General features: G+C 60.6%; 19 protein-coding genes. 11 read left to right on the top strand and 8 right to left on the bottom strand.

The window, feature by feature from the left end:
- Positions 1–131: 131 nt before the first annotated feature.
- Positions 132–1,454, top strand: a complete 1,323-nt coding sequence (locus TU75_RS09600) for a putative porin (RefSeq protein WP_060548789.1) — start codon at positions 132–134, stop codon at positions 1,452–1,454.
- Positions 1,455–1,462: 8 nt separating this feature from the next.
- On the opposite strand, the gene TU75_RS09595 is transcribed toward TU75_RS09600, so the two are convergent.
- The 7 genes from TU75_RS09595 to aceK form a co-directional block, all read right to left on the bottom strand.
- Positions 1,463–1,696 (bottom strand): anti-sigma factor family protein, encoded by a 234-nt coding sequence (locus tag TU75_RS09595; RefSeq protein WP_003230464.1) that lies wholly within the window; start codon positions 1,694–1,696, stop codon positions 1,463–1,465.
- Positions 1,690–2,304, bottom strand: coding sequence for an RNA polymerase sigma factor (locus TU75_RS09590; protein WP_003230462.1), 615 nt, complete (start codon positions 2,302–2,304; stop codon positions 1,690–1,692). Before TU75_RS09590 ends, TU75_RS09595 begins: the two co-directional genes overlap by 7 nt.
- Positions 2,305–2,358: 54 nt before the next feature.
- Entirely contained in the window at positions 2,359–3,480 is a 1,122-nt protein-coding gene (locus TU75_RS09585) for a beta-ketoacyl-ACP synthase III (RefSeq protein WP_015372633.1), read from the bottom strand.
- A 483-nt stretch (positions 3,481–3,963) separates the two neighbouring features.
- Positions 3,964–7,875, bottom strand: coding sequence for an ATP-dependent RNA helicase HrpA (hrpA, locus tag TU75_RS09580; protein WP_060548788.1), 3,912 nt, complete (start codon positions 7,873–7,875; stop codon positions 3,964–3,966).
- A gap of 75 nt (positions 7,876–7,950) precedes the next feature.
- On the bottom strand, positions 7,951–8,529 hold the full coding sequence (locus TU75_RS09575; RefSeq protein ID WP_060548787.1) for a DUF4276 family protein: 579 nt from the start codon (positions 8,527–8,529) through the stop codon (positions 7,951–7,953).
- On the bottom strand, positions 8,526–9,713 hold the full coding sequence (locus TU75_RS09570) for an AAA family ATPase (protein ID WP_041931630.1): 1,188 nt from the start codon (positions 9,711–9,713) through the stop codon (positions 8,526–8,528). Before TU75_RS09570 ends, TU75_RS09575 begins: the two co-directional genes overlap by 4 nt.
- Positions 9,714–9,814: 101 nt before the next feature.
- A complete protein-coding gene (gene aceK, locus TU75_RS09565; RefSeq protein WP_141719217.1) occupies positions 9,815–11,524 on the bottom strand; it encodes a bifunctional isocitrate dehydrogenase kinase/phosphatase in 1,710 nt (569 codons plus the stop codon).
- Between the two features lie 160 nt (positions 11,525–11,684).
- Here aceK and TU75_RS09560 point away from each other — a divergent pair, with 160 nt between their 5' ends.
- Both TU75_RS09560 and TU75_RS09555 read left to right on the top strand, forming a co-directional pair.
- Positions 11,685–12,584, top strand: coding sequence for a DMT family transporter (locus TU75_RS09560; RefSeq protein WP_060548785.1), 900 nt, complete (start codon positions 11,685–11,687; stop codon positions 12,582–12,584).
- Between the two features lie 53 nt (positions 12,585–12,637).
- Entirely contained in the window at positions 12,638–14,203 is a 1,566-nt protein-coding gene (locus TU75_RS09555) for a methyl-accepting chemotaxis protein (protein WP_060548784.1), read from the top strand.
- A 99-nt stretch (positions 14,204–14,302) separates the two neighbouring features.
- On the opposite strand, the gene TU75_RS09550 is transcribed toward TU75_RS09555, so the two are convergent.
- Positions 14,303–14,995: an alpha/beta family hydrolase gene (locus TU75_RS09550; protein ID WP_060548783.1), complete on the bottom strand. Its 693-nt coding sequence runs from the start codon at positions 14,993–14,995 to the stop codon at positions 14,303–14,305.
- A 308-nt stretch (positions 14,996–15,303) separates the two neighbouring features.
- Between TU75_RS09550 and ccoN the strand changes: the two genes are divergently transcribed.
- The 8 genes from ccoN (at position 15,304) to TU75_RS09510 (ending at position 21,306) form a co-directional block, all read left to right on the top strand.
- Positions 15,304–16,746 (top strand): cytochrome-c oxidase, cbb3-type subunit I, encoded by a 1,443-nt coding sequence (gene ccoN, locus TU75_RS09545; protein ID WP_060548782.1) that lies wholly within the window; start codon positions 15,304–15,306, stop codon positions 16,744–16,746.
- On the top strand, positions 16,746–17,354 hold the full coding sequence (gene ccoO / locus TU75_RS09540) for a cytochrome-c oxidase, cbb3-type subunit II (RefSeq protein ID WP_003230451.1): 609 nt from the start codon (positions 16,746–16,748) through the stop codon (positions 17,352–17,354). The genes ccoN and ccoO overlap by 1 nt, the downstream gene beginning before the upstream one ends.
- Before the next feature lie 4 nt (positions 17,355–17,358).
- Positions 17,359–17,544, top strand: coding sequence for a CcoQ/FixQ family Cbb3-type cytochrome c oxidase assembly chaperone (locus tag TU75_RS09535; protein WP_003230448.1), 186 nt, complete (start codon positions 17,359–17,361; stop codon positions 17,542–17,544).
- On the top strand, positions 17,541–18,545 hold the full coding sequence (ccoP, locus tag TU75_RS09530; protein WP_060548781.1) for a cytochrome-c oxidase, cbb3-type subunit III: 1,005 nt from the start codon (positions 17,541–17,543) through the stop codon (positions 18,543–18,545). Before TU75_RS09535 ends, ccoP begins: the two co-directional genes overlap by 4 nt.
- A gap of 122 nt (positions 18,546–18,667) precedes the next feature.
- On the top strand, positions 18,668–18,922 hold the full coding sequence (locus TU75_RS09525; RefSeq protein ID WP_015372642.1) for a type II toxin-antitoxin system Phd/YefM family antitoxin: 255 nt from the start codon (positions 18,668–18,670) through the stop codon (positions 18,920–18,922).
- Complete coding sequence (locus tag TU75_RS09520) at positions 18,922–19,332, top strand: type II toxin-antitoxin system VapC family toxin (RefSeq protein ID WP_060548780.1); 411 nt, start codon at positions 18,922–18,924, stop codon at positions 19,330–19,332. The genes TU75_RS09525 and TU75_RS09520 overlap by 1 nt, the downstream gene beginning before the upstream one ends.
- Before the next feature lie 15 nt (positions 19,333–19,347).
- Positions 19,348–20,751, top strand: coding sequence for a cytochrome c oxidase accessory protein CcoG (ccoG, locus tag TU75_RS09515; RefSeq protein WP_032869721.1), 1,404 nt, complete (start codon positions 19,348–19,350; stop codon positions 20,749–20,751).
- Between the two features lie 15 nt (positions 20,752–20,766).
- A complete protein-coding gene (locus TU75_RS09510) occupies positions 20,767–21,306 on the top strand; it encodes a FixH family protein (protein WP_003230439.1) in 540 nt (179 codons plus the stop codon).
- Positions 21,307–21,451: the final 145 nt, after the last annotated feature.

Below are 21,451 nucleotides of genomic sequence, written 5' to 3'. Positions count from 1 at the left end.
ATAAACGGAAGTGATACTGGCCGGGTTTTTTAGAGCATCTGATTCTAACCAAATAGCCATTTTACCCGTCCGTCATCGGGCGTTCGTGTCCTGGAGGGTCTGTTCCCTCCTCCTCACTTTCGGAGATTGATATGCGTCTTGCTTCCACCAAAACTGCGGCGGTCCTGTGCGGCGGCCTGTTACTGGCCCTGAGCGTGCCGGCCAGCGCTGCAGTCGACGCTAAGTTGCTCGATATGCTCAAGGCCAACGGCCAGATCACTGCGGCGCAGTACACCGAACTGCAAACCGAACTCGCCAAAGACCAGAAAGAACAGCAGATCGCCCGGCAGGCTCAGCAAGAGAGCAATGAGCAAATCGCCGCCACCGCGAAAAAGACCAACGACCTGAGCACGTTCGACCAGAAGCTGGCCTGGGCCGCCAAGACCCAGTTCAAGGGAGATGTGCGGTTCCGTCAGGAAACCATCAAGATCGACGGCGAACCCAACAACGGCGGGCGTGACAAGGACCGTCAACGTATCCGTGCGCGCCTGGGCGCCTACACCGAGATCAACCCGCAAGTGGACACCGGCATCCGCATTGCCACCGGCGGTGGCGACGATGCGCGTTCCACCAACCAGGACCAGGACGGTTACTTCAACAAGAAATCGATCTGGCTGGACCTCGGTTATATCGACTACCACCCGGACCAGATCAAGAACCTGCACGTGATCGGCGGCAAGATGCTGCAACCCTGGGTAAGCATGGGCGACGTGATCTGGGACAGCGACATCAACCCCGAAGGCCTGGCAGTCACCTATAAATACCCATTGGGCAGCAGCGCCGAACTGTTCGGCAGCCTGGGCAACTACAACCTCAAGGACAACGTTGACGGCGACGGCGTGCAGTTTCGCCACGACCTGCGCCTGACGTCCGGCCAGTTGGGTACGCGTTTCTCGATCACCGACAACCTGAAAATGACCCTGGGCGGCAGCGTCTACGCCTACCAGAATGACCGCGACAGCCGCTGCACGACCACCACCACGCCTTGCGCGCTGGCGGTCAACGGTAACTCGGCCGACAACGAATTCCGCCTGTACGAAGGCTTCGCCCAGGCGGACATCGGCGGCCTGGCCGTGCCCCTGGCGTTCTACGGTCAGTACGTGAAAAACAACGATGCCGTGACCGATCAGGACACCGCGTGGCTGGTGGGGGCCAAGTCCAAAGTGTTCGGTTTCAACCTGGACTACAACTATCGCGATGTTCAACGTAACGCGGTGGTCGGCGCCTTTACCGATTCGGACTTCGCCAATGGCACCACCGGCTCGCGCGGTCACAAGATGAAGGTCAGCTACGACATCGACAAGAACTTCGCCCTCGGTGCCACCTACTTCCTGACCAAGGCCGACTTCGCCAGCCGTACGCAGCGTGATGCCAACACCAACACCCTGCAGCTGGATGCTGAAGCCAAGTTCTGATAACCCCGCTACCCGCCCTTGCGCCGCTCGGCAGCCAGCCGTTCGGCCAGGGCATCCACCTCTGGCACCGGTGCCTGCGGCATCTTCCTCAGTGTCGCCTGCATCAGGCGCATCTGACGGATAAAGCGGCGGCAGTTCGGGCAGAACATCAAGTGATGACGTACCAGCAGGCGCTCGCGAAAGGTCAGCTGCCCATCGAGGTAGTCGCTGGAACGCGCCACTTGTTCTTTACAGGTCAACATTCTCCCGTTTCCTCAAAGTGCTCCACCGCGGCGAAGACCTTCAGCCGCGCTCGGTGCAGCAGCACACGGACATTCGAGAGCGAAAGTGTCAGAAGATTACAGATGTCTTCCAGCTCCAGGCCCTGGCGTTCGCGCAGCACCAGCACGCTGCTCTGCAAGTCCGACAAACTCAGTAACGTATGCTCCAGGCAATTGCGCAATTCATCTTCGCTCAACAAGGCTTCCGGGGTGTCCTGATGCCAGGCATACGGGGCGACGGCCCAATGACCATCGTCGGGGGAAAAACGCTCTGCGCCAATCGTGCCATGGGGCGAAGGCAAATCGTCGAGCAGCACTTCGCGACGGTTCTGCTTGTAGCGGCCCTTGGCGGCGTTGGCCGTGATGGTCAACAGCCACGTCTTGAGGCTGGACCGGCCTTCGAACTTGCCGAGATTGCGCACCACCGACAGCCAGGCGTCCTGCACCACCTCATCGGCGTGGCGCTGACCAACGATGGCATACGCCACGGCGCGCATGGCGCTCTGGTAGGCGGTGACCAATTCCTTATAGGCCTGCTGCTCTCCCTTGAGCAGGCGTTCAAGCAGATCCGCATCGTCCGCTGCAGCCATTGAAGACCTCGACATTTCCGATAAATCGCGCCAATCACGCGGCAGGCTGACGCATCAGCGCTTGCGCAGGATCACGCTGCCGATCGAATAGCCGGCACCGAAGGAGCTGAGCACGGCAACAGAGCCTTTGGCCAGGTCGTCCTGATTTTTGTGAAACGCAATCACCGACCCTGCGGAACTGGTGTTGGCATAGGTATCGAGAATCACCGGCGCTTCTTCTACCGTGGCTTCACGGCCAAGCAGTTTCTTCACGATCAGATGGTTCATGCTCAGGTTGGCCTGGTGCAGCCAGAAGCGTTTCACGTCACTCACGTTCAACTGGTTTTCTTCCAGGTGCACGCCGATCAGTTCGGCCACCATCGGGCACACATCGCGGAACACTTTGCGGCCTTCCTGTACAAACAGCTTGTCCGGCGCGCCGATGCCCTCCTCGGCGGCGCGGTTGAGGAAGCCGAAGTTGTTGCGGATGGTGTTGGAGAACGTGGTCAGCAGCTTGGTGCTGACCACCTCGAACTGATGCTCGGAGGTCGCAAGGTCGGCGCGCTCGAGCAGCACGGCGGTGGCCGCGTCGCCGAAGATGAAGTGGCTGTCGCGGTCGCGGAAATTCAAGTGACCGGTGCAGACTTCCGGGTTGACCATCAGGATCGCCCGAGCCTGGCCCAGCCGGATGCTGTTGGCGGCGTTCTGGATGCCGAAGGTGGCCGAGGAACACGCCACGTTCATGTCAAAGCCGAAGCCTTCGATACCCAGGGCTTCCTGCACTTCAATGGCAATGGCCGGGTAGGCGCGTTGCAGGTTGGAGCAGGCGACGATCACGCCGTCGATATCGGCGGCGGTCTTGCCGGCACGCTGCAGAGCCTGTTCGGCGGCGGCAACGGCCATCTGGCAGAGCACCGACCACTCGTCATTGCTGCGCTCGGGCAGCCGCGGGGCCATGCGTTGCGGGTCAAGGATGCCATCCTTGTCCATTACGAAGCGACTCTTGATACCCGACGCCTTCTCGATAAAGGCCGCGCTGGACTCGGTCAGGGCCTGCACGTCACCGCGCTCGATGGCGGCGGCGTTGTCGGTGTTGAACTGATGCACGTAAGCATTGAAAGACTGCACCAGCTCTTCATTGGAGATGCTGTTGGCCGGGGTATACAGGCCAGTGCCGCTGATGACGACGTTATGCACGGTCGTTCCTCTGGATAGGTCAGGCAGAAGGTATTGGTACCTTAGTACCAAACGGTAAGTCGTTTGATTCCATCCAGTGGCATCAAACTGGCATCGCTTTATTCCATCGCGTCGCAGCCCTTGCAACGATCCCGGTATTTATGGGCGCGAAGTTTGCCACAAACCCGGGAATTTGGCGCCACATCTCAGACAAGCGCCGTTTTAAATGCGGGAAGCTCCGCCTTGGCGCTGTCGCGCAACAAACTGGCGAGCGGGCTTGCTGAGGGAGCTGGCTTGTTGTGGCGAGCGGGCTTGCCCCGCGTTGGGGTGCGAAGCGCCCCAATCCAGCAACACGCGGTGTACCTGATACGGCTCAGCGCCTGGCTTTGGGGCTGCTGCGCAGCCCAACGCAGGACAAGCCTGCTCGCCACAGGGAATCTGCGCTTAACTGAACGGCATCAGGGCAAGCCCGCTCGCCACGGAGGGTCATGTGCACTCGGCGGATCAGGGCTCTACCTGGCTCCACTGCTTGCTCAGGCGCTTGTCGGAGATCGGTACTTTGGTCCCCAACTGCTGGGCAAACAACGACACCCGGTATTCCTCCAGCCACCAGCGGTAGAGTGCCAGCTGCGGGTCGCGCTTGCCTTCCTGGGCGTGCTTTTTCAGACGATTCTCATACTGGGTCCAGACACCTCCCAGCTCGGTGCTCCACACCCGATCCTTTTGTACCTGGCCCGGCAGTTTCTCCAGGCGTTGCTCGATGGCCTTGAGGTAGCGCGGCAGTTCCTTGAGCCATTGCGCCGGGGTTTCCCGCACGAACCCTGGGTAGACCAGGTGGCTCAACTGCTGCTTGATATCGTTCAGCGCCACGGCCTGGGTCAGGTCGATCTTGCCTTTGAAGCGCTTCTGCAGACCATGCCAGAGCTTGAGCACCTCCAGGGTCAGGCGCGCCAGGCGTTCGGCGTGTTCGGTCCAACCGCCACGCGTGCGCTCGGCCAAGGCTGCCAGCCCGGCACCGTCGCGCGGCAGGCTGGCTTGGCCTTCGAGCACGCAGCTGTCGAGGCTGGTCAGCAGAATGTCTTCCACCAGCGCATCGATGCGCCCCAGGTCGCGATACATCAGGCCAAGCTCGGTCAGGCCGGGCAGCTTGCCGCGCAGGAACTTCGCCGGTTCGGCCAGTTGTTGCAGCAACAGACGCTGCAACGCGCGGCGATGCTGGAACTCGGCTTCGGCGGCCGTCGAGAAACGCCCCTCCTTGACCGTGCCGTTTTCCTCCACCAGCGCCGGATATACCGTCATCGACAGGCCGGCGATCTGCTGCTGGGTCTTCTCGGCCACCGCCGCAAAGGCCTTGGCCTGCACCGGCTCCTGACTTTTTGCGGTTTGCGGCACGGCCAATGCGGCCTGGCTGGCTTCGGCGAAACGCGCGGTCAGCTCGGCCAGGTCGCGGCCTTCGCCGAGGAACTTGCCCTGGCCGTCGACCACTTCCAGGTTCATCCTCAGGTGGCTGTCCACCTGCTGCGCCGCCTCGGCCCAGGCTTCATCGCTGACCCGCGCACCGGTCATGCGCAGCAGTTCGCGCCCCAGCGCCTGGGGCAGCGAGCCCTGGCCGAATTCGATGCGTTGCAACGCGGCCTTGACGAAATCCGGCACCGGCACAAAGTTCTTGCGCAGCGCCTTGGGCAGGTTGCGCACCAGGGCAATGCACTTGGCCTCGATCACCCCCGGCACCAGCCACTCCAGGCGCTCCGGCGGCAAGGCCGGCAACAGCGGCGCCGGCACGCGCAGGGTCACACCATCGCGTGGGTGGTTGGGTTCGAAGTGATAACTCAACGCCAGGGCCAGGTCGCCCAGGTGCAGGGTGTCCGGGTAATGCGCAGCGGTGACTTCACTGGCCTCGCGGGCCAGCACGTCCTCTTCGCGCATGATCAGCAATTGCGGGTCTTTCTGGCTGTTGATTTTGTACCAGCTGTCGAAAGTGGCGGTCTGATGGATCTCCGCCGGCAGCCGCGCATCGTAGAACGCGTACAGGGTTTCTTCATCGGCCAGAATGTCACGCCGGCGCGCCTTGGCTTCCAGTTCGTCGAGTTGCTCGAGCAGTTGCTGGTTGGCCGTGAGGCACTTGGCGCGGGACTGAATCTCGCCGCGCACCAAACCTTCGCGGATAAACAGCTCGCGCGACACCACCGGATCAATCGGCCCGTAATGCACCGGCCGGCGCCCGACCACGATCAGCCCGAACAGGGTGATCTGCTCAAACGCCACCACTTGGCCGCGCTTCTTCTCCCAGTGCGGCTCGAAGTGGTTTTTCTTGATCAGGTGCCCGGCCAGCGGCTCGATCCAATCGGCGTCGATCTTGGCCACCATGCGCGCATACAGCTTGGTGGTCTCCACCAGCTCGGCGGTCATCAGCCATTGCGGGCGTTTTTTGCCGATGCCCGATGACGGATGAATCCAGAAGCGCCGCTGGCGCGCACCGAGGTAATCGCCGTCTTCGGTCTTCTGTCCGATCTGGCTGAGCAGGCCCACCAGCACCGCCTTGTGCAGTTTCGGGTAATCGGCCGGTTCTTTGTTGAGGGTCAATTGCAGGTCGCGGCAGATCAGGCTCAACTGGCGATGGGAATCGCGCCATTCGCGCAGGCGCAGGTAGTTGAGGAAGTGCTTGCGGCACCAGTTGCGCAACGGGCTGGCAGTCAGCGCCTGGCGCTGCTCTTCAAAGCCGCGCCACAGATTGACCAGCCCGGCGAAGTCAGAGTCCGGGTCTTTCCACTGGGCGTGGGCCTGGTCGGCGGCCTGCTGGCGCTCCGGCGGGCGCTCGCGCGGGTCCTGGATCGACATGGCGCTGGCCACGATCAGCACTTCCTGCAAGCTGCCGAGCTTGGCCGCTTCCAGCAGCATGCGGCCCATGCGCGGGTCCACCGGCAGACGCGCCAGCTGGCGGCCCAGCGGCGTGAGCTGGCTGTTGCGGTCCACCGCCGACAGCTCTTGCAGCAGGTTGAAACCGTCGCTGATGGCCTTGCCGTCCGGCGGCTCGATAAACGGGAAATCGGTGATCTCGCCCAGGCGCAGGTGCAGCATCTGCAGGATCACGGCGGCAAGGTTGGTGCGCAGAATCTCCGGGTCGGTAAATTCCGGGCGGCCGATAAAGTCCTCTTCGCTGTACAAGCGGATGCAGATACCCGGCTCGACCCGGCCACAACGGCCTTTACGCTGATTGGCGCTGGCCTGGGAAATCGCCTCGATCGGCAGGCGCTGCACCTTGGCGCGGTAGCTGTAGCGGCTGATGCGCGCGGTGCCGCTGTCGATCACGTAGCGAATGCCCGGCACGGTCAGCGAGGTTTCCGCGACGTTGGTCGCCAGCACCACGCGCCGCCCCGGGTGGGACTGGAAAATACGCTGCTGTTCGGCCGGCGACAGGCGCGCGTACAGCGGCAGGATTTCGGTGTGCTTGAGCTGGGCCTTGCGCAGCATTTCGGCGGCGTCGCGAATCTCGCGCTCGCCGGGCAAAAACACCAGCACATCGCCGGGACTGCGCCGTTCGCTGCGCTCATAGGCGGCGACTTCATCGAGGGCGGCGAGGATCGCCTGGTCGACGGTCAGGTCATCCTCGACGCGGTTGCCCTCCTCGTCCTGCTCCAGGGTGAGCGGCCGGTACCAGGTGTCCACCGGGAAGGTACGGCCGGAAACTTCAACAATCGGCGCATCGTCGAAGTGCCTGGAAAAGCGCTCCAGGTCGATGGTCGCCGAGGTGATGATGACTTTCAGGTCCGGACGGCGCGGCAGCAGGGTTTTCAGGTAACCGAGCAGAAAATCGATGTTCAGGCTGCGTTCGTGGGCTTCGTCGACGATGATCGTGTCGTAGCGTTCCAGATAGCGGTCGTTCTGGGTTTCCGCCAGCAGGATGCCGTCGGTCATCAGCTTGATCAGGGTATTGGAATCGCTCTGGTCCTCGAAGCGCACCTGATAACCGACCAACGCGCCCAATGGCGTGGCAAGCTCTTCGGCGACCCGACTGGCCACGCTGCGGGCGGCGATCCGGCGCGGCTGGGTGTGGCCGATCAGGCCGTACTGGCCGCGACCGATTTCCAGGCAGATTTTCGGCAACTGGGTGGTTTTGCCCGAACCGGTCTCGCCGGCAATGATCAGCACTTGATGCTTGTTCAGCGCGGCCTTGATTTCATCGCGCTTGGCGGCAATCGGCAGGCTGTCGTCGTAGCGAATCACCGGCAGGCTGGCGCGCCGCGCGGTCACCTGGGCGCAGGACGCCTGCATCCGCGTGACCCATTGCGCCAGCTTTTCCTCATCGGGCTTCTTGCGCAGCTCAAGCAACTGGCGCCGCAAGCGGTGGCGGTCGGCGAGCATGGCGTGGTCGAGGTTTTTCAGCAGTTGGTCGATAGCGGGCGCTTGGTCAGTCATCAGGTACGTAAAAGTCTTCATTTGAAAGTGGCGGGTCGGGCAATGCAACTTACAATACTGGGGATGTTTTGATCCTCAAAGAGCAAGAAGTTCACCCTCTAAACGTTTGATACCTTGCACAAGATTCCGAAAGCTATCAGAGCGTGCGTTATCAATATCAAGGTAGCGTCCTATCTCACGAGAACTTCCTATTTTCTCGTACGTTTGCTTGCTTAAAACTTTCAGCTCATGGCTGGGCGACGTTAAATAATCTGGACTTCTAAATTTTGCGACATGCTGTTTATTACTGAGTCCCTTAAGACCCAAGGCCATTTCGACCGCTCTAAGATAGGCCAGATAAAAAGTTTCAAGCTCACGACATGCCACACGCACCAAACTTGCGTCCCCACGGCCCGAAGCATTGCATTTCTCGATCAATCGAGCTTTTAAATTAATACAATTGGGATCGCTATCCTGATCTCGCATGACAAGAAAACGGGCGTATTCATTCACATACCCTTTTATTCTCATGGTCATGCGCTTCTCGAGGTCTTGTTTACCTTCGAAGGCAATCAATCTAAATTCTATTTTTTCATCCAACACTCGGGGAAGAAATGTTTCCAACATAACCTTGGCAGAGCGTTCTTCCAGCAGAACAACCAACTCTCTTCTCATTGAGGGTCTGCTCCGTCGAAAAATCCCTGCTTCCATAAATAACCAAGCTGATCACCCTCTGCCATATAAGCGCATATTTGAGGATCATCTTTCGCTCTGCGCACTTGTGTCCCACCCTCCTTTTTTACGAGCCAACATACTTCGTCCAGGTCAGCCGCATTTAAAAAATCCGGAGAATGCGTTGAAACCAGAACCTGACCGCCGCGCAAGGCGTAACCTCGAAACTCTTCAGCCAATTCCTGCATCAAGGTTGGATAAAGCTGATTTTCCGGTTCTTCGACACATAGCAGCGGGTGAGGCACTGGATCATGAAGCAGCACCATGTATGCGAACATCTTGATGGTACCGTCCGAGACATAACGGTCCAAAAATGGGGTCTTGAACGCGCCGTCCTGAAACCTTAGCGTCAAGTAGCCATCGGCCGTCAATAGCGGTTCAATTGTCTTTACGCCAGGGACTCGCCTGGACATCGTCTCAAGTATTTTCTTGAACTGCTCTGGATGCTGCTCGTACATATATCGCGCGACCAACGGAAGATTGTCTCCAGATTCCGATAAATGTTCGGAATCCCCAGAGGGTTCTTTTCTGCCACGAGCAGAGCTAATATGAAAGTCGGAAACGTGCCACTGCTCAATCAATTGCCTGAATGCATTAGCGGCTTTGAATTTCTCAAACTGCCCCAGTCCCTTGATGGCTAAAGTATCTGATGCAACCGATTGATACTCGCGATCCAATTCTTCATCCGAGCGCTGAAAATCTTCTTCGTTAGTTATTGCAAAGCCCTGACCATTTTCAAAATCAAGAAAGCGATACGGACTACCATAACGCCCACGCTTATAACGAAGAATCTCACGCTTGACGTAAGGAATATTATTCCGATCGCCGATTTCAAGCGAGTAAGTAACCAGACGATTAACACCCGCAATAGGCATTCGATACTGGATCTCTATCAGAATGGTATCTCCGTCACTGTCTCGACTGAGTACTTCGCGAAAACGTCCACGACTGTCCAATGCTTGCCTGACATTCCCCTTCAGACAATCGTGTAAAAATCCAAAAACGTCAAAAAGCGATGTCTTGCCAGCACCATTCGCGCCAACAACAATCAAGAACGGCGGAATATCTTTTAAATGTACGTCACGGAAAACTTTGAAATTTTTTAGCCGAATCGATTCGATTTTCATTGATACCTCGACCATCCGAGCTGTCGTGTGATGAGTAGTCGGGCATTGTCACAGACCACAAAAATAATTGCCAATCATCCCCTATTTCGGCTGTTACAGCCCTATTCAGCGTCAATTCCCCTGCGCCGATAGGGAAACACATCGATAACCTTGCCCTCGCCAATAGCCTGCTGCAGCCCTTTCCAGTAGTCGGCATCGTACAACTCGCCATGCAGCTCATCGAACAGCTTGCGCTGGCCGGCATCGGCAAACAGGAACGGCGGGAATTCTTCCGGGAACACGTCCAGCGCGCCGATGGAATACCAGGGCTCGGAGGCCATTTCGTCTTCCGGAGTACGTGGCGCGGGAATGTGGCGGAAGTTGGCTTCGCTGAGAAAACAGATTTCGTCGTAATCGTAGAACACCACGCGACCGTGGCGGGTGACGCCGAAATTCTTGAGCAGCATGTCGCCGGGGAAGATATTCGCCGCCGCCAGTTGCTTGATCGCCAGGCCGTAGTCGTCCAGCGCTTCGCGCACCTGGGCAGGGTTGGCGCGTTCCAGGTAGAGGTTGAGCGGGGTCATGCGCCGCTCGGTCCAGCAGTGGCGAATCAGTACCGTGTCGCCTTGCACCACGACGGTACCGGCGGCCACCTCCAGTAGTTCGGTCAGGCAGTCGGGGTCGAACTTGCTCAGCGGGAAGCGGAAATCGGCGAACTCCTGGGTGTCGGCCATGCGCCCGACGCGGTCGACGCTTTTGACCAGGCGGTACTTCTCGATCACCGTGGCGCGGTTGACGTTCTTCGACGGCGAGAAACGATCCTTGATGATCTTGAACACGGTATTGAAGCCCGGCAGCGTGAACACGCTCATCACCATGCCACGCACACCGGGGGCCATGATGAAGCGATCATCGGTACTCGCCAGATGGTTGATCAGCGCGCGGTAGAACTCCGACTTGCCATGCTTGTAGAAACCGATGGAGGTGTACAGCTCGGCGATGTGCTTGCCCGGCAGGATGCGCCGCAGGAAGGCGATGAAGTCGGCCGGCACCGGCACATCGACCATGAAGTAGGAGCGGGTGAACGAGAAGATGATCGACACCTGCGCTTCGTCAGTGATCAGCGCATCGATCTGGATACCACGCCCTTCGCGGTGCAGCAGCGGGATCACCAGCGGCCATTGTTCGTCGTGCGTGTAGAGGCGCCCCACCAGATACGCACCCTTGTTGCGGTAAAGCACCGATGAAAACAGCTCGACGTTCAGGTCCGGGTCTTTGCAGACCCAGTCCGGCAGGCTCTCACGCAATTGCGCCTGGAGACGGCGCATATCGCCGGGCAGGTCGGCGTAGGGCTCGCTGAAGCAGAAGTCGGCGAAGACCTGCGTCAGCAGGTCCGACAGGTTGCCGGCCGGCGTATAGAGGCGGGTTTGCGCCGCCCTCGCCTGGCGCTGACGCGGCCGCGTGGTGTGGATGAACATGCAGGCGTCGCTGATCAGGTCATGGCTGAACAAGCCGCAGAAGATCGAGTTGTACCAGGTCTCGGCCAGCTCATCGTCAACGCGCAGGTCGATCAGGCCGATGTAGGCGCTCTTCACTTGTGGCCAGTTGCTGCTCTGCAGCAACTGGTTGCTGTCGACGCTTGCCCGAAGGCGCGCCGTCACTTCGGCAACTTTCTCTTCATACAGGTTGATCCGCGCCGCCGACGCCGCCTGCCCCTGCTGCCACTGGGCCTTTTCGAAACGCTCACGGGCGCCATCGGTGATCCGGCGAAAGTGCTCACGGTAATCGTCGAAGCCGTCAAGCAGGGTGCGGGCAATGGCGAGGGCAGACATGGGAGAACCTCGAACGGGCATCGGGAAGCCCTGAGCTTAGCGACTCAACGAGGTTCAGGAGAAGACTTCAAACGCCGGTGGTGCGGTTCTTCGTTTAAAGCGATTGTGTCAGGCCGCCCACTGGGCAACACTCGCCGCCTTAGTGAAGTAGGAATTTCCCGTGAGACCTGTCGACACCCTGTACTTGCTGGGCCTGGCTGCCATCTGGGGCGCGAGCTTTCTGTTCATGCGCATCATCGCGCCAGAAATTGGCAGTGTGCCGACCGCGTTTTTCCGTGTGTCGATCGCCGCCGCCGGCTTGCTGGTGATGCTCACGCTGATGCGCGTGCGCTGGGATTTCCAGGGCAAATTCAAAACCGTACTGCTGCTGGGCGTGATCAACTCCGGGATTCCCGCCACGATGTACTCGGTGGCCGCCCAGGTACTGCCGGCGGGTTACTCGGCGATCTTCAACGCCACCACGCCGCTGATGGGCGTGTTGATCGGCGGTGTGTTTTTCAGCGAACGCCTGACCCGCTCGAAATTCGCCGGGGTGTGCCTGGGCCTGTTCGGCGTCGGTGTGCTGACCCGTGCCGGGCCGGTGGTGTTTGACCTGCCACTGCTGACGGGTGCGCTGGCGTGTCTGCTGGCGACCACCTGCTACGGGTTTGCCGGGTTTCTGGCGCGGCGCTGGCTGGATCGGCAAGGCGGGCTGGACAGCCGTCTGTCCGCATTGGGCAGCATGCTCGGCGCCACCCTGTTTCTGTTGCCGCTGTTCGCCTACAGCACCATCAGCCATCCCCCGGCGAGCTGGGGCGGCTGGCAAGTGTGGACATCGCTGCTGGGATTGGGGCTGGTGTGCACGGCGTTTGCCTACGTCCTGTATTTTCGCCTGCTGACCGCCATCGGCCCGGTGAAGTCGATGACCACAACCTTTTTAATCCCGCCATTCGGCGTGCTGTGGGGCGCGCTGCTGCTGGATGAGCCGTTGTCGATGGCCCATGTGTATGGCGGCGTGTTGATTGGCGGGGCGTTGTGGCTGGTGCTGCGGCCACAGCGGATTGTTGCAAAAATAATCTAAATAAACCTCGAATACGGCCGATAACACGCGAAAGCCTCACGGATTGAACTGCCATGCGTAATAACCAGCCCGTTACCCAGCGCGAACGTACCTTCCCTGCCCAGCAACGGTTGATCTCCACCACAGATGCCAAAGGGGTTATCACCTACTGCAACGACGCTTTCGTCGAGATCAGTGGGTTCAGCCACGATGAACTGATGCGCGCACCGCACAACCTGGTGCGTCACCCGGACGTTCCGGCGGCCGTCTTCGCGCACATGTGGACCACGCTCAAACAAGGCCTGCCATGGATGGGCATCGTCAAGAACCGCTGCAAGAGCGGTGATCACTATTGGGTCAACGCCTATGTGACGCCGGTCTTCGATGGCAGCCAGGTGATCGGCTACGAGTCGGTGCGCGTCAAGCCCACCGCTGAGCAGATCCGCCGGGCCGAAGCGCTCTATCAACGCATCAACCAGGGCAAGTCGGCGATTCCCCGGCGCGATAAATGGCTGCCAGTGCTACAGGACTGGCTGCCGTTCATCCTGGTGAGCCAGTTGAGTTTCATGATCGGTGTATCGCTCAATTCCCACTGGGGCTTTGCCTTGGCGGCAGTGTTGTCGGTGCCGTTGGGCCTGCTGGGCCTGCGCTGGCAGCAGCGCGGCCTCAAGCGCTTGCTGCGCCTGGCCGAGCAGACCACCTCCGACCCGTTGATCGCGCAGATGTACACCGACAGCCGTGGCGCCCAGGCGCGTCTGGAAATGTCGATTCTCAGCCAGGAAGCCCGTCTTAAAACCTGCCTCACGCGCCTGCAGGACACGGCCGAACATTTGAATGCCCAGGCGCTGCAATCCAACACCTACGCGCACAACAGCTCCAGCGGCCTGGAACGCCAGCGCGTGGAAACCGAGCAGGTGGCCACGGCGGTCAACCAGATGGCGGCGACCACCCAGGAAGTCGCCAGCCACGTGCAGCGCACGGCGGACGCGACCCAGGAAGCCAATCGCCTGACCGGTCGCGGTCGCGACATCGCCGGGGAAACCCGCGAGGCGATTCAGCGCTTGTCGGTGGCGGTGGGCGAAACCGGCGTGACCGTGACCCAGTTGGCCAAGGACAGCGATGAAATCGGCGGCGTGGTCGACGTGATCAAGGGCATTGCCGACCAGACCAACCTGCTGGCACTGAACGCCGCCATCGAAGCGGCGCGTGCCGGTGAGATGGGCCGAGGCTTTGCCGTGGTAGCGGACGAAGTACGCCAACTGGCGCAGCGCACCACCGAGTCCACCGGGCAGATCCATGCCTTGATCGCCAAGCTGCAACAGACCGCCAACGCCGCCGTGCAGACCATGGACGCCGGGCGTCGTCAGGCCGAAGAAGGCGTGACACGGGTGACGGAAGCGGACCAGGCACTGGTGGGCATCAGCGAAGCGGTGGCGCACATCACCGACATGACCACCCAGATCGCCGCCGCGACCGAAGAGCAAAGCTCGGTAGCCGAGGAGATCAGCCGCAATATCAGCACCATTGCGTTACTGGCGGACCAGACCTCGGAGCAGGCGATGAACTCGGCGCAGTTGAGCGAAGAGCTGACCCATACGGCCAATTCCCAGTATTCGCTGGTGGAGCGTTTCAACCGGTAATCGCTATCGGGAGCAATCCCCCGACCACCTTTACGGTGTTCACACGTTTTTATGGTTGAACACCGTAGAGGTGAGAGGGGCTTGCTCCCGATGAGAGCCCTAACAGCCTCCGAGAAACTCAGCAATCCTCACCGCCGCAGCCTCCAGATGCTGCTCATGACTGAACCCCGACGCCTTCAGCGGCTTCAAGTCATGGTCCCCCGCCACCAGCCACATCACCTCGATGGCCGGCGACAACGCATACCCCTCCACTGCCGTGCGATTGCCCAGCGCATCGCGCTCGCCCTGCACGATCAAGGCAGGTGTCTTCAACGCCGCCAAATGCTCGACCCGGGGTTTTTCCGGTTTGCCCACCGCGTAAAACGGATACCCCAGACACACCAGCCCGTCGGCCGCCAACTCATCGGCCAGCAAACTGGCCATGCGCCCGCCCATGGACTTGCCGCCAATCGCCAGTTTGCCAGCGACATGGCATCGCACCTCGGCATACACCTCACGCCAGGCCTCAAGCAGTTTCGGCGCGGGGTTCGGCGGGCGTTTGCCGCCGTCCAGTCGACGCTGGGCCATGTAGGGAAACTCAAAGCGCACTACGTTAACGCCATGCCCGGCAAGGCGTGCAGCCATGTCGTTCATAAACCCGGAGTCCATCGGCGCGCCGGCGCCATGGGCCAGGATCAAGGTGACCGCATCCCCTGACGCGCCGTGAGCGGCGGCATCCCACAACCAGCCGCGCTCCTGCACACGTTGTGCCCACTGATTACCGTCAATACTTGCCTTGTGCCGTTTGCCCACGCTCGCCTCGCTATTGAGTCAGTCTGTCGCTCGTGAACCTTACAGCAAGACCGTCCATCACCCCATGCAGGCCCCACCACACAGCGCCTGCAACGCCAGGTTTGCGTGCAGAACAGGCCTGAAAATATTCCTGTCCACTTGATCAGCTTTCAATTTCGGATATTACCCCTACACTCAGCACGGAAAAGCCGCAGAATCTGGCGTTCAACCTGGTTGAAGGCGGTGATCACATGCGTTGCAATGGCCTCTCGCTTTCTCCATACTGCGGCCGTTTTGTCCATAAAAATACTAAATCGTGGAACCCCGGAATGAGCACAGCCACTCGCCCGACTGCTTATAACTACAAGGTCGTCCGTCAGTTCGCCATCATGACGGTGGTCTGGGGCATCCTCGGCATGGGGCTCGGCGTGTTCATCGCCTTGCAACTGGTCTGGCCGCAATTGAACTTCGATCTGCCCTGGACCACCTTCGGTCGCCTGCGCCCGTTGCACACCAATCTGGTGATCTTCGCTTTTGGTGGCTGTGCGTTGTTTTCCACCTCCTACTACGTGGTACAGCGAACCTGCCAGGCGCGCCTGATCAGCGACAGCCTCGCCGCGTTCACCTTCTGGGGCTGGCAAGCCGTGATCATCGGCGCCATCGTCAGCCTGCCGCTGGGCTACACCACCACCAAGGAATACGCCGAACTGGAATGGCCGATCGCCATTTTGCTGGCGATCGTATGGGCGGCCTACGCGGCGGTATTCTTCGGCACCATCGTCAAGCGCAAGACCCGGCACATCTATGTCGCCAACTGGTTCTACGGCGCGTTCATCCTGGTGACAGGGATGCTGCACATCGTCAACCACGCGTCGTTGCCGGTCAGCCTGTTCAAGTCCTACTCGGCCTATGCCGGCGCGACGGACGCGATGATCCAGTGGTGGTACGGGCACAACGCCGTCGGCTTTTTCCTCACCACCGGTTTCCTCGGGATGATGTACTACTTCGTGCCCAAGCAGGCCGAACGCCCCATCTATTCCTATCGCCTGTCCATCGTGCATTTCTGGGCGCTGATCACCCTGTACATCTGGGCCGGCCCCCACCACTTGCACTACACCGCATTGCCCGACTGGGCGCAGTCCCTGGGCATGGTGATGTCGATCATTCTGCTGGTCCCCAGCTGGGGCGGCATGATCAACGGCATGATGACCCTGTCCGGCGCCTGGCATAAGCTGCGCACCGACCCGATCCTGCGTTTTCTGGTGGTGTCGCTGGCGTTCTACGGCATGTCGACGTTCGAGGGGCCGATGATGGCGATCAAGACCGTCAACGCGCTGTCCCACTACACCGACTGGACCATCGGCCATGTCCACGCCGGAGCCCTGGGCTGGGTGGCGATGATTTCCATCGGCGCGCTGTACCACATGATCCCCAGACTCTACGGCCGCACGCAGATGCACAGCATCGCGCTGATCAACAGCCACTTCTGGCTGGCCACCATCGGCACCGTGCTCTACATCGCCTCGATGTGGGTCAACGGCATCACCCAGGGCCTGATGTGGCGGGCGATCAACGATGACGGCACGCTCACCTTCTCCTTCGTGCAAACGCTGCAGGCCAGCCATTCGGGCTATGTCGTGCGGGCCGTGGGCGGGGCGATCTTTGCCAGCGGCATGCTGCTGATGGCCTACAACGTCTGGCGCACCGTGCGCGCCTGCGACCCGGTACAAGCCGAAGCCGCCGCCACCATCGCCGTTGCGGGAGCGCACTGATGAAACATGAAGTCGTCGAGAAGAACATCGGCCTGCTGGCCTTCTTCATGGTCATCGCAGTGAGCATCGGCGGGCTGACCCAGATCGTCCCGCTGTTTTTCCAGGACGTGACCACCAAGCCCATCGAAGGCATGAAACCGCGCAGCGCACTGGAACTGGAAGGCCGTGACGTGTACATCGCCAACGGTTGCGTGGGCTGTCACTCACAGATGATTCGTCCGTTGCGCGCCGAAACCGAGCGCTACGGCCACTACTCGGTGGCCGGCGAAAGCGTGTGGGATCACCCGTTCCTGTGGGGTTCCAAGCGCACCGGGCCGGACCTGGCGCGGATCGGCGGGCGTTACTCTGATGACTGGCACCGCGCGCACCTGTACAACCCGCGCAATCTGGTGCCGGAGTCGAAAATGCCGGCGTACCCGTTCCTCGTCGAAAACACCCTCGACGGCAAGGACACGGCGAAGAAGATGCAAGTACTGCGCACCCTGGGCGTGCCCTACACCGACCAGGACATCGCCGGCGCAGCCGCCGCCGTGAAGGGCAAGACCGAAATGGACGCACTGGTGGCCTACCTGCAGGGCCTGGGCACCCTCATCAAGAGCAAGCGGTGATCGCATGGATATCGGAATGATTCGTGGCCTGGGCACCCTGGTGGTGATGGTGGCCTTCATCGGCCTGGCGTTGTGGGTGTTCAGCCCACGGCGCAAGGCTGAGTTTGACGAGGCCACCCTGCTGCCCTTCGCGGATGACCCGCAGGCGCTCCGGCACGTCGAGCAAACCATCAGGGATGACAAGCAATGAGTACGTTCTGGAGCCTGTACGTCAGCGTGCTCAGCCTGGGCACCCTGTTCGCTATCACCTGGCTGCTGCTGTCGACCCGCAAGGGCCAGCGCAGCGAGCAGACCGACGAGACCGTCGGCCACTCGTTCGACGGCATCGAGGAATATGACAACCCGCTGCCCAAATGGTGGTTCATGCTGTTCATCGGCACCCTTGTCTTCGCCCTCGGTTACCTGGCGCTGTACCCGGGCCTGGGCAATTGGCAGGGCCTGCTGCCGGGCTACGCCTACCTCGACAACGACCGGCAGACGCCCTTCGCCAACGGCAAGACCGGCTGGAGCTCCGTGCATGAATGGGAAAAGGAAATGGCCCAGTCGCAGGCGAAGTTCGGACCGATCTTCGCCACCTTCGCCGCGATGCCGATCGAGGACGTGGCCCGTGACCCGAAGGCCTTGAAGATGGGCGCTCGCCTGTTCGCCTCCAACTGTTCGGTGTGCCACGGCTCCGATGCCAAGGGCGCCTATGGCTTCCCCAACCTGACCGACGCCGACTGGCGCTGGGGCGGCACGCCTGACGCCATCAAGGCGTCCATCCTGAAAGGCCGCCAAGCGGTGATGCCGGGCTGGGCCGCCGTCATCGGCGAGCAAGGCGTGGCCGACGTGGCAGGTTTTGTGTTGAGCAACCTCGACGGCCGCACCCTGCCCGAAAACGCCAAGGCCGACGTGGCCAATGGCGCAAAACTGTTCGCCGCCACCTGCACGGCCTGCCACGGCCCGGCCGGCAAAGGCAATCCCGCCATGGGCGCGCCGGACCTGACGCACCCGGGTGCATTCATCTACGGATCAAGCTTCGCCCAGTTGCAGCAAACCATCCGCCATGGCCGCCAGGGCCAGATGCCCGCGCAGGAACAACTGCAGGGCAATGACAAGGTGCATGTGCTGGCGGCGTATGTGTACAGCTTGTCCCATGGCGATGAGAAAACTGAGGAGCACGTCAAACCCGTCGAAGCCCCCGCACCGTGAGCGCTGAACGAAGACTTCGTTTTTTCTGCCCTGGATGTAGACCGTTCATAGCCTCAGGCTTGTTCACCACAAAGCCAAAGTAGTAACGTACCTACATCAAATTCAAGAAAGGGGAACGCCCCATGACTATCACGACGATTTCCAGCCGCGAATTCAACCAGGACACAAGTGGTGCCAAAAAAGCAGCCCGCCAGGGTCCGGTTTTCATCACCGATCGCGGCAAGCCTGCTCATGTGCTGCTAAGCATTGAGGACTACCAGAAACTGACAGGTCTCAACGCCGATATCGTTGACCTGTTGGTGATGCCGGAAGCGGCCGATATCGACCTCGACACCAGGCGCGCCGTGATCACTCATCGACCTGTGGACCTCTCTTGATGTATTTGCTCGACACCAACGTCATCTCCGAACTTCGTAAACCCCGGGCAGACGCGAACGTGGTCGCCTGGGCCAAAAGCATTATCGCAACGCGCATGTTCATCTCGGCGATCACATTAAAAGAGCTGGAAACCGGCGTACTGCGCATGGAGCGACGAGACCCGGCGCAGGGCAAGGTGTTGCGTAGCTGGCTAAAGCGTCACGTGATGCCGGCATTCGATGCCAGAATCCTCCCCGTTGACGCAGCCGTGGCATTGCGTTGCGCCAACCTGCATGTGCCCGACCAGGCCAACGAACGTGATGCATTGATTGCCGCGACTGCGCTGGTACATGGACTCACGGTGGTCACCCGTAACATCAGTGACTTCCAATCCAGCGGCGTTCCACTGATCAATCCATGGGACCAATGACCGGCCGATGCCATGATGAGCAACCAGATACCGGTACATGATGTCACCCCGCCCGAGAAAACCGTTGATCTCTACGCGTCACGAGAGAAGATCTACACGCGCGCGTTCACCGGCCTGTTTCGCACTGTGCGCATGCTGGGTGGCGGCGCATTGCTCCTGCTGTATTTCGGCACTGTCTGGCTCGACTGGGGTGGCCATCAGGCGGTGTGGTGGAACCTGCCGGAGCGCAAGTTCTTCATTTTTGGCGCCACCTACTGGCCCCAGGACTTCATCCTGCTGTCGGGCATCCTGATCGTCGCGGCGTTTGGCCTGTTCTTCATTACCGTGTACGCCGGGCGAGTGTGGTGCGGCTATACCTGCCCGCAAAGCGTGTGGACGTGGGTGTTCATGTGGTGCGAAAAGCTCACCGAGGGCGACCGCAACCAGCGTATCAAACTGGACCAGGCGCCGATGAGCGCCGGCAAATGTCTGCGCAAGTTGACCAAGCACACGTTGTGGCTGTTGATCGGCCTGGTCACTGGCCTGACCTTCGTCGGTTACTTCTCGCCGATCCGTGAACTGATCGTGGAGTTCTTCACTGGCCAGGCCGATGGCTGGGCGTATTTCTGGATCGGTTTCTTCACCCTCGCCACCTATGCCAACGCCGGCTGGTTGCGCGAGCAGGTGTGCATTTACATGTGCCCGTATGCGCGTTTTCAGAGCGTGATGTTCGACAAGGACACCCTGATCGTCTCCTACGACCCGCGCCGTGGCGAAGTGCGTGGCCCGCGCAAAAAAGACAGCGACCACAAGGCTCAGGGCCTGGGCGACTGCATCGACTGCACGCTGTGCGTACAGGTGTGCCCCACCGGCATCGACATCCGCGACGGCCTGCAAATCGAGTGCATCGGCTGCGCCGCCTGTATCGACGCGTGCGACAGCGTCATGGACAAAATGGAGTACCCGCGCGGCCTGATCAGCTACACCACCGAACACAACCTGTCCGGGCAGAAAACCCATAAGCTGCGCCCGCGCCTGATCGGTTACGCAGGGGTATTGCTGACGATGATCAGCCTGCTGGTGGCCGCATTTTTCCTGCGTCCGCTGGTGAGCCTGGATGTGAGCAAGGACCGTGTGCTGTTCCGCGAAGACGCCGAAGGCCGCATCGCAAACGTCTACAGCCTGAAGATCATGAACAAGGACCAGCGCGACCACCTCTACCTGCTCAGCGCCACCGGCCTGCCCGACCTCAAGCTGCAAGGCCGGCGCGAAATCAGGGTGGCTGCCGGTGATACCGTCAGCCTGCCGGTGGAACTGTCGAGCGCGCCGCAGCAACTGCCGTCGAGCGCCAACGAAGTGACATTCATCCTCACGGATGCCGATGATGCCAGCATCCGGATTGAAGCCGGCAGCCGCTTCATCGGCCCGCACGTTCGATAACCAGAGATCCGAACAATGCCCCCAGCCACTGCCGCAAGCCCCTGGTACACGCACCTCTGGCCCTGGATCATCATCGCGATCCTGGCCTGTTCGGTGACGCTGACCCTGTCCATGGTGACCATCGCGGTGAACAACCCGGACAACCTGGTCAACGACAATTACTACGAGGCCGGCAAGGGCATCAACCGCGCCCTGGACCGTGAGCGCCTGGCCCAGACCCTGCAACTGCGCGGCAAGCTGCACCTGGACGACCTCACCGGGGAAGTTGAGCTGCGCCTCTCCGGCCACAGCAACCCGGACACCCTGCAACTCAACCTGATTTCCCCGACCCAGCCGCAAAAGGATCGCAGGATCGACCTGACCCGCAGCGACAGCGAGCCGGGCCGCTACATCGGCCAGGTCACCGACAGGGTCGAAGGCCGGCGCTTCGTCGAACTGCTGGGGGTGGAAGGCAGCCAGACCTGGCGCCTGTTCGAAGAGGAAGACATCAGCCACGACAAGGACCTGCTGCTGGGTGACGAACCGCTGCAGGGCGCCGAGGAGCTGAAGCAATAAAAACGCACGCCTCGATCAAAATACGGGGGCGCAATTATCGTGGCGAGCGGGCTTGCACCGCGTTAGGGTGCGAAGCGCCCCCAATCCAGCAAAACGCGGTGTACCTGATACGGCGCGCCTGGTTTTGGGGCTGCTGCGCAGCCCA

Origin of the sequence: Pseudomonas poae, from assembly GCF_001439785.1 — a bacterium.
GTDB classification, from domain to species: Bacteria; Pseudomonadota; Gammaproteobacteria; order Pseudomonadales; family Pseudomonadaceae; genus Aquipseudomonas; species Aquipseudomonas poae.
The sequence above is the reverse complement of the archived record's forward strand: the minus strand, read 5'-3'. Positions and strand labels throughout refer to the sequence as shown.

Bases quoted from the DNA above. Each gene is read 5' to 3' on its own strand.
- ccoO (WP_003230451.1), top strand. From the start codon at position 16,746: ATGAAACATGAAGTCGTCGAGAAGAACATCGGCCTGCTGGCCTTCTTC.
- TU75_RS09575 (WP_060548787.1), bottom strand. From the start codon at position 8,529: ATGAGAAGAGAGTTGGTTGTTCTGCTGGAAGAACGCTCTGCCAAGGTT.
- TU75_RS09595 (WP_003230464.1), bottom strand. From the start codon at position 1,696: ATGTTGACCTGTAAAGAACAAGTGGCGCGTTCCAGCGACTACCTCGAT.
- ccoG (WP_032869721.1), top strand. From the start codon at position 19,348: ATGAGCAACCAGATACCGGTACATGATGTCACCCCGCCCGAGAAAACC.
- TU75_RS09510 (WP_003230439.1), top strand. From the start codon at position 20,767: ATGCCCCCAGCCACTGCCGCAAGCCCCTGGTACACGCACCTCTGGCCC.
- TU75_RS09590 (WP_003230462.1), bottom strand. From the start codon at position 2,304: ATGGCTGCAGCGGACGATGCGGATCTGCTTGAACGCCTGCTCAAGGGA.
- aceK (WP_141719217.1), bottom strand. From the start codon at position 11,524: ATGTCTGCCCTCGCCATTGCCCGCACCCTGCTTGACGGCTTCGACGAT.
- ccoN (WP_060548782.1), top strand. From the start codon at position 15,304: ATGAGCACAGCCACTCGCCCGACTGCTTATAACTACAAGGTCGTCCGT.
- TU75_RS09600 (WP_060548789.1), top strand. From the start codon at position 132: ATGCGTCTTGCTTCCACCAAAACTGCGGCGGTCCTGTGCGGCGGCCTG.
- ccoP (WP_060548781.1), top strand. From the start codon at position 17,541: ATGAGTACGTTCTGGAGCCTGTACGTCAGCGTGCTCAGCCTGGGCACC.
- hrpA (WP_060548788.1), bottom strand. From the start codon at position 7,875: ATGACTGACCAAGCGCCCGCTATCGACCAACTGCTGAAAAACCTCGAC.
- TU75_RS09570 (WP_041931630.1), bottom strand. From the start codon at position 9,713: ATGAAAATCGAATCGATTCGGCTAAAAAATTTCAAAGTTTTCCGTGAC.
- TU75_RS09555 (WP_060548784.1), top strand. From the start codon at position 12,638: ATGCGTAATAACCAGCCCGTTACCCAGCGCGAACGTACCTTCCCTGCC.
- TU75_RS09535 (WP_003230448.1), top strand. From the start codon at position 17,359: ATGGATATCGGAATGATTCGTGGCCTGGGCACCCTGGTGGTGATGGTG.
- TU75_RS09525 (WP_015372642.1), top strand. From the start codon at position 18,668: ATGACTATCACGACGATTTCCAGCCGCGAATTCAACCAGGACACAAGT.
- TU75_RS09520 (WP_060548780.1), top strand. From the start codon at position 18,922: ATGTATTTGCTCGACACCAACGTCATCTCCGAACTTCGTAAACCCCGG.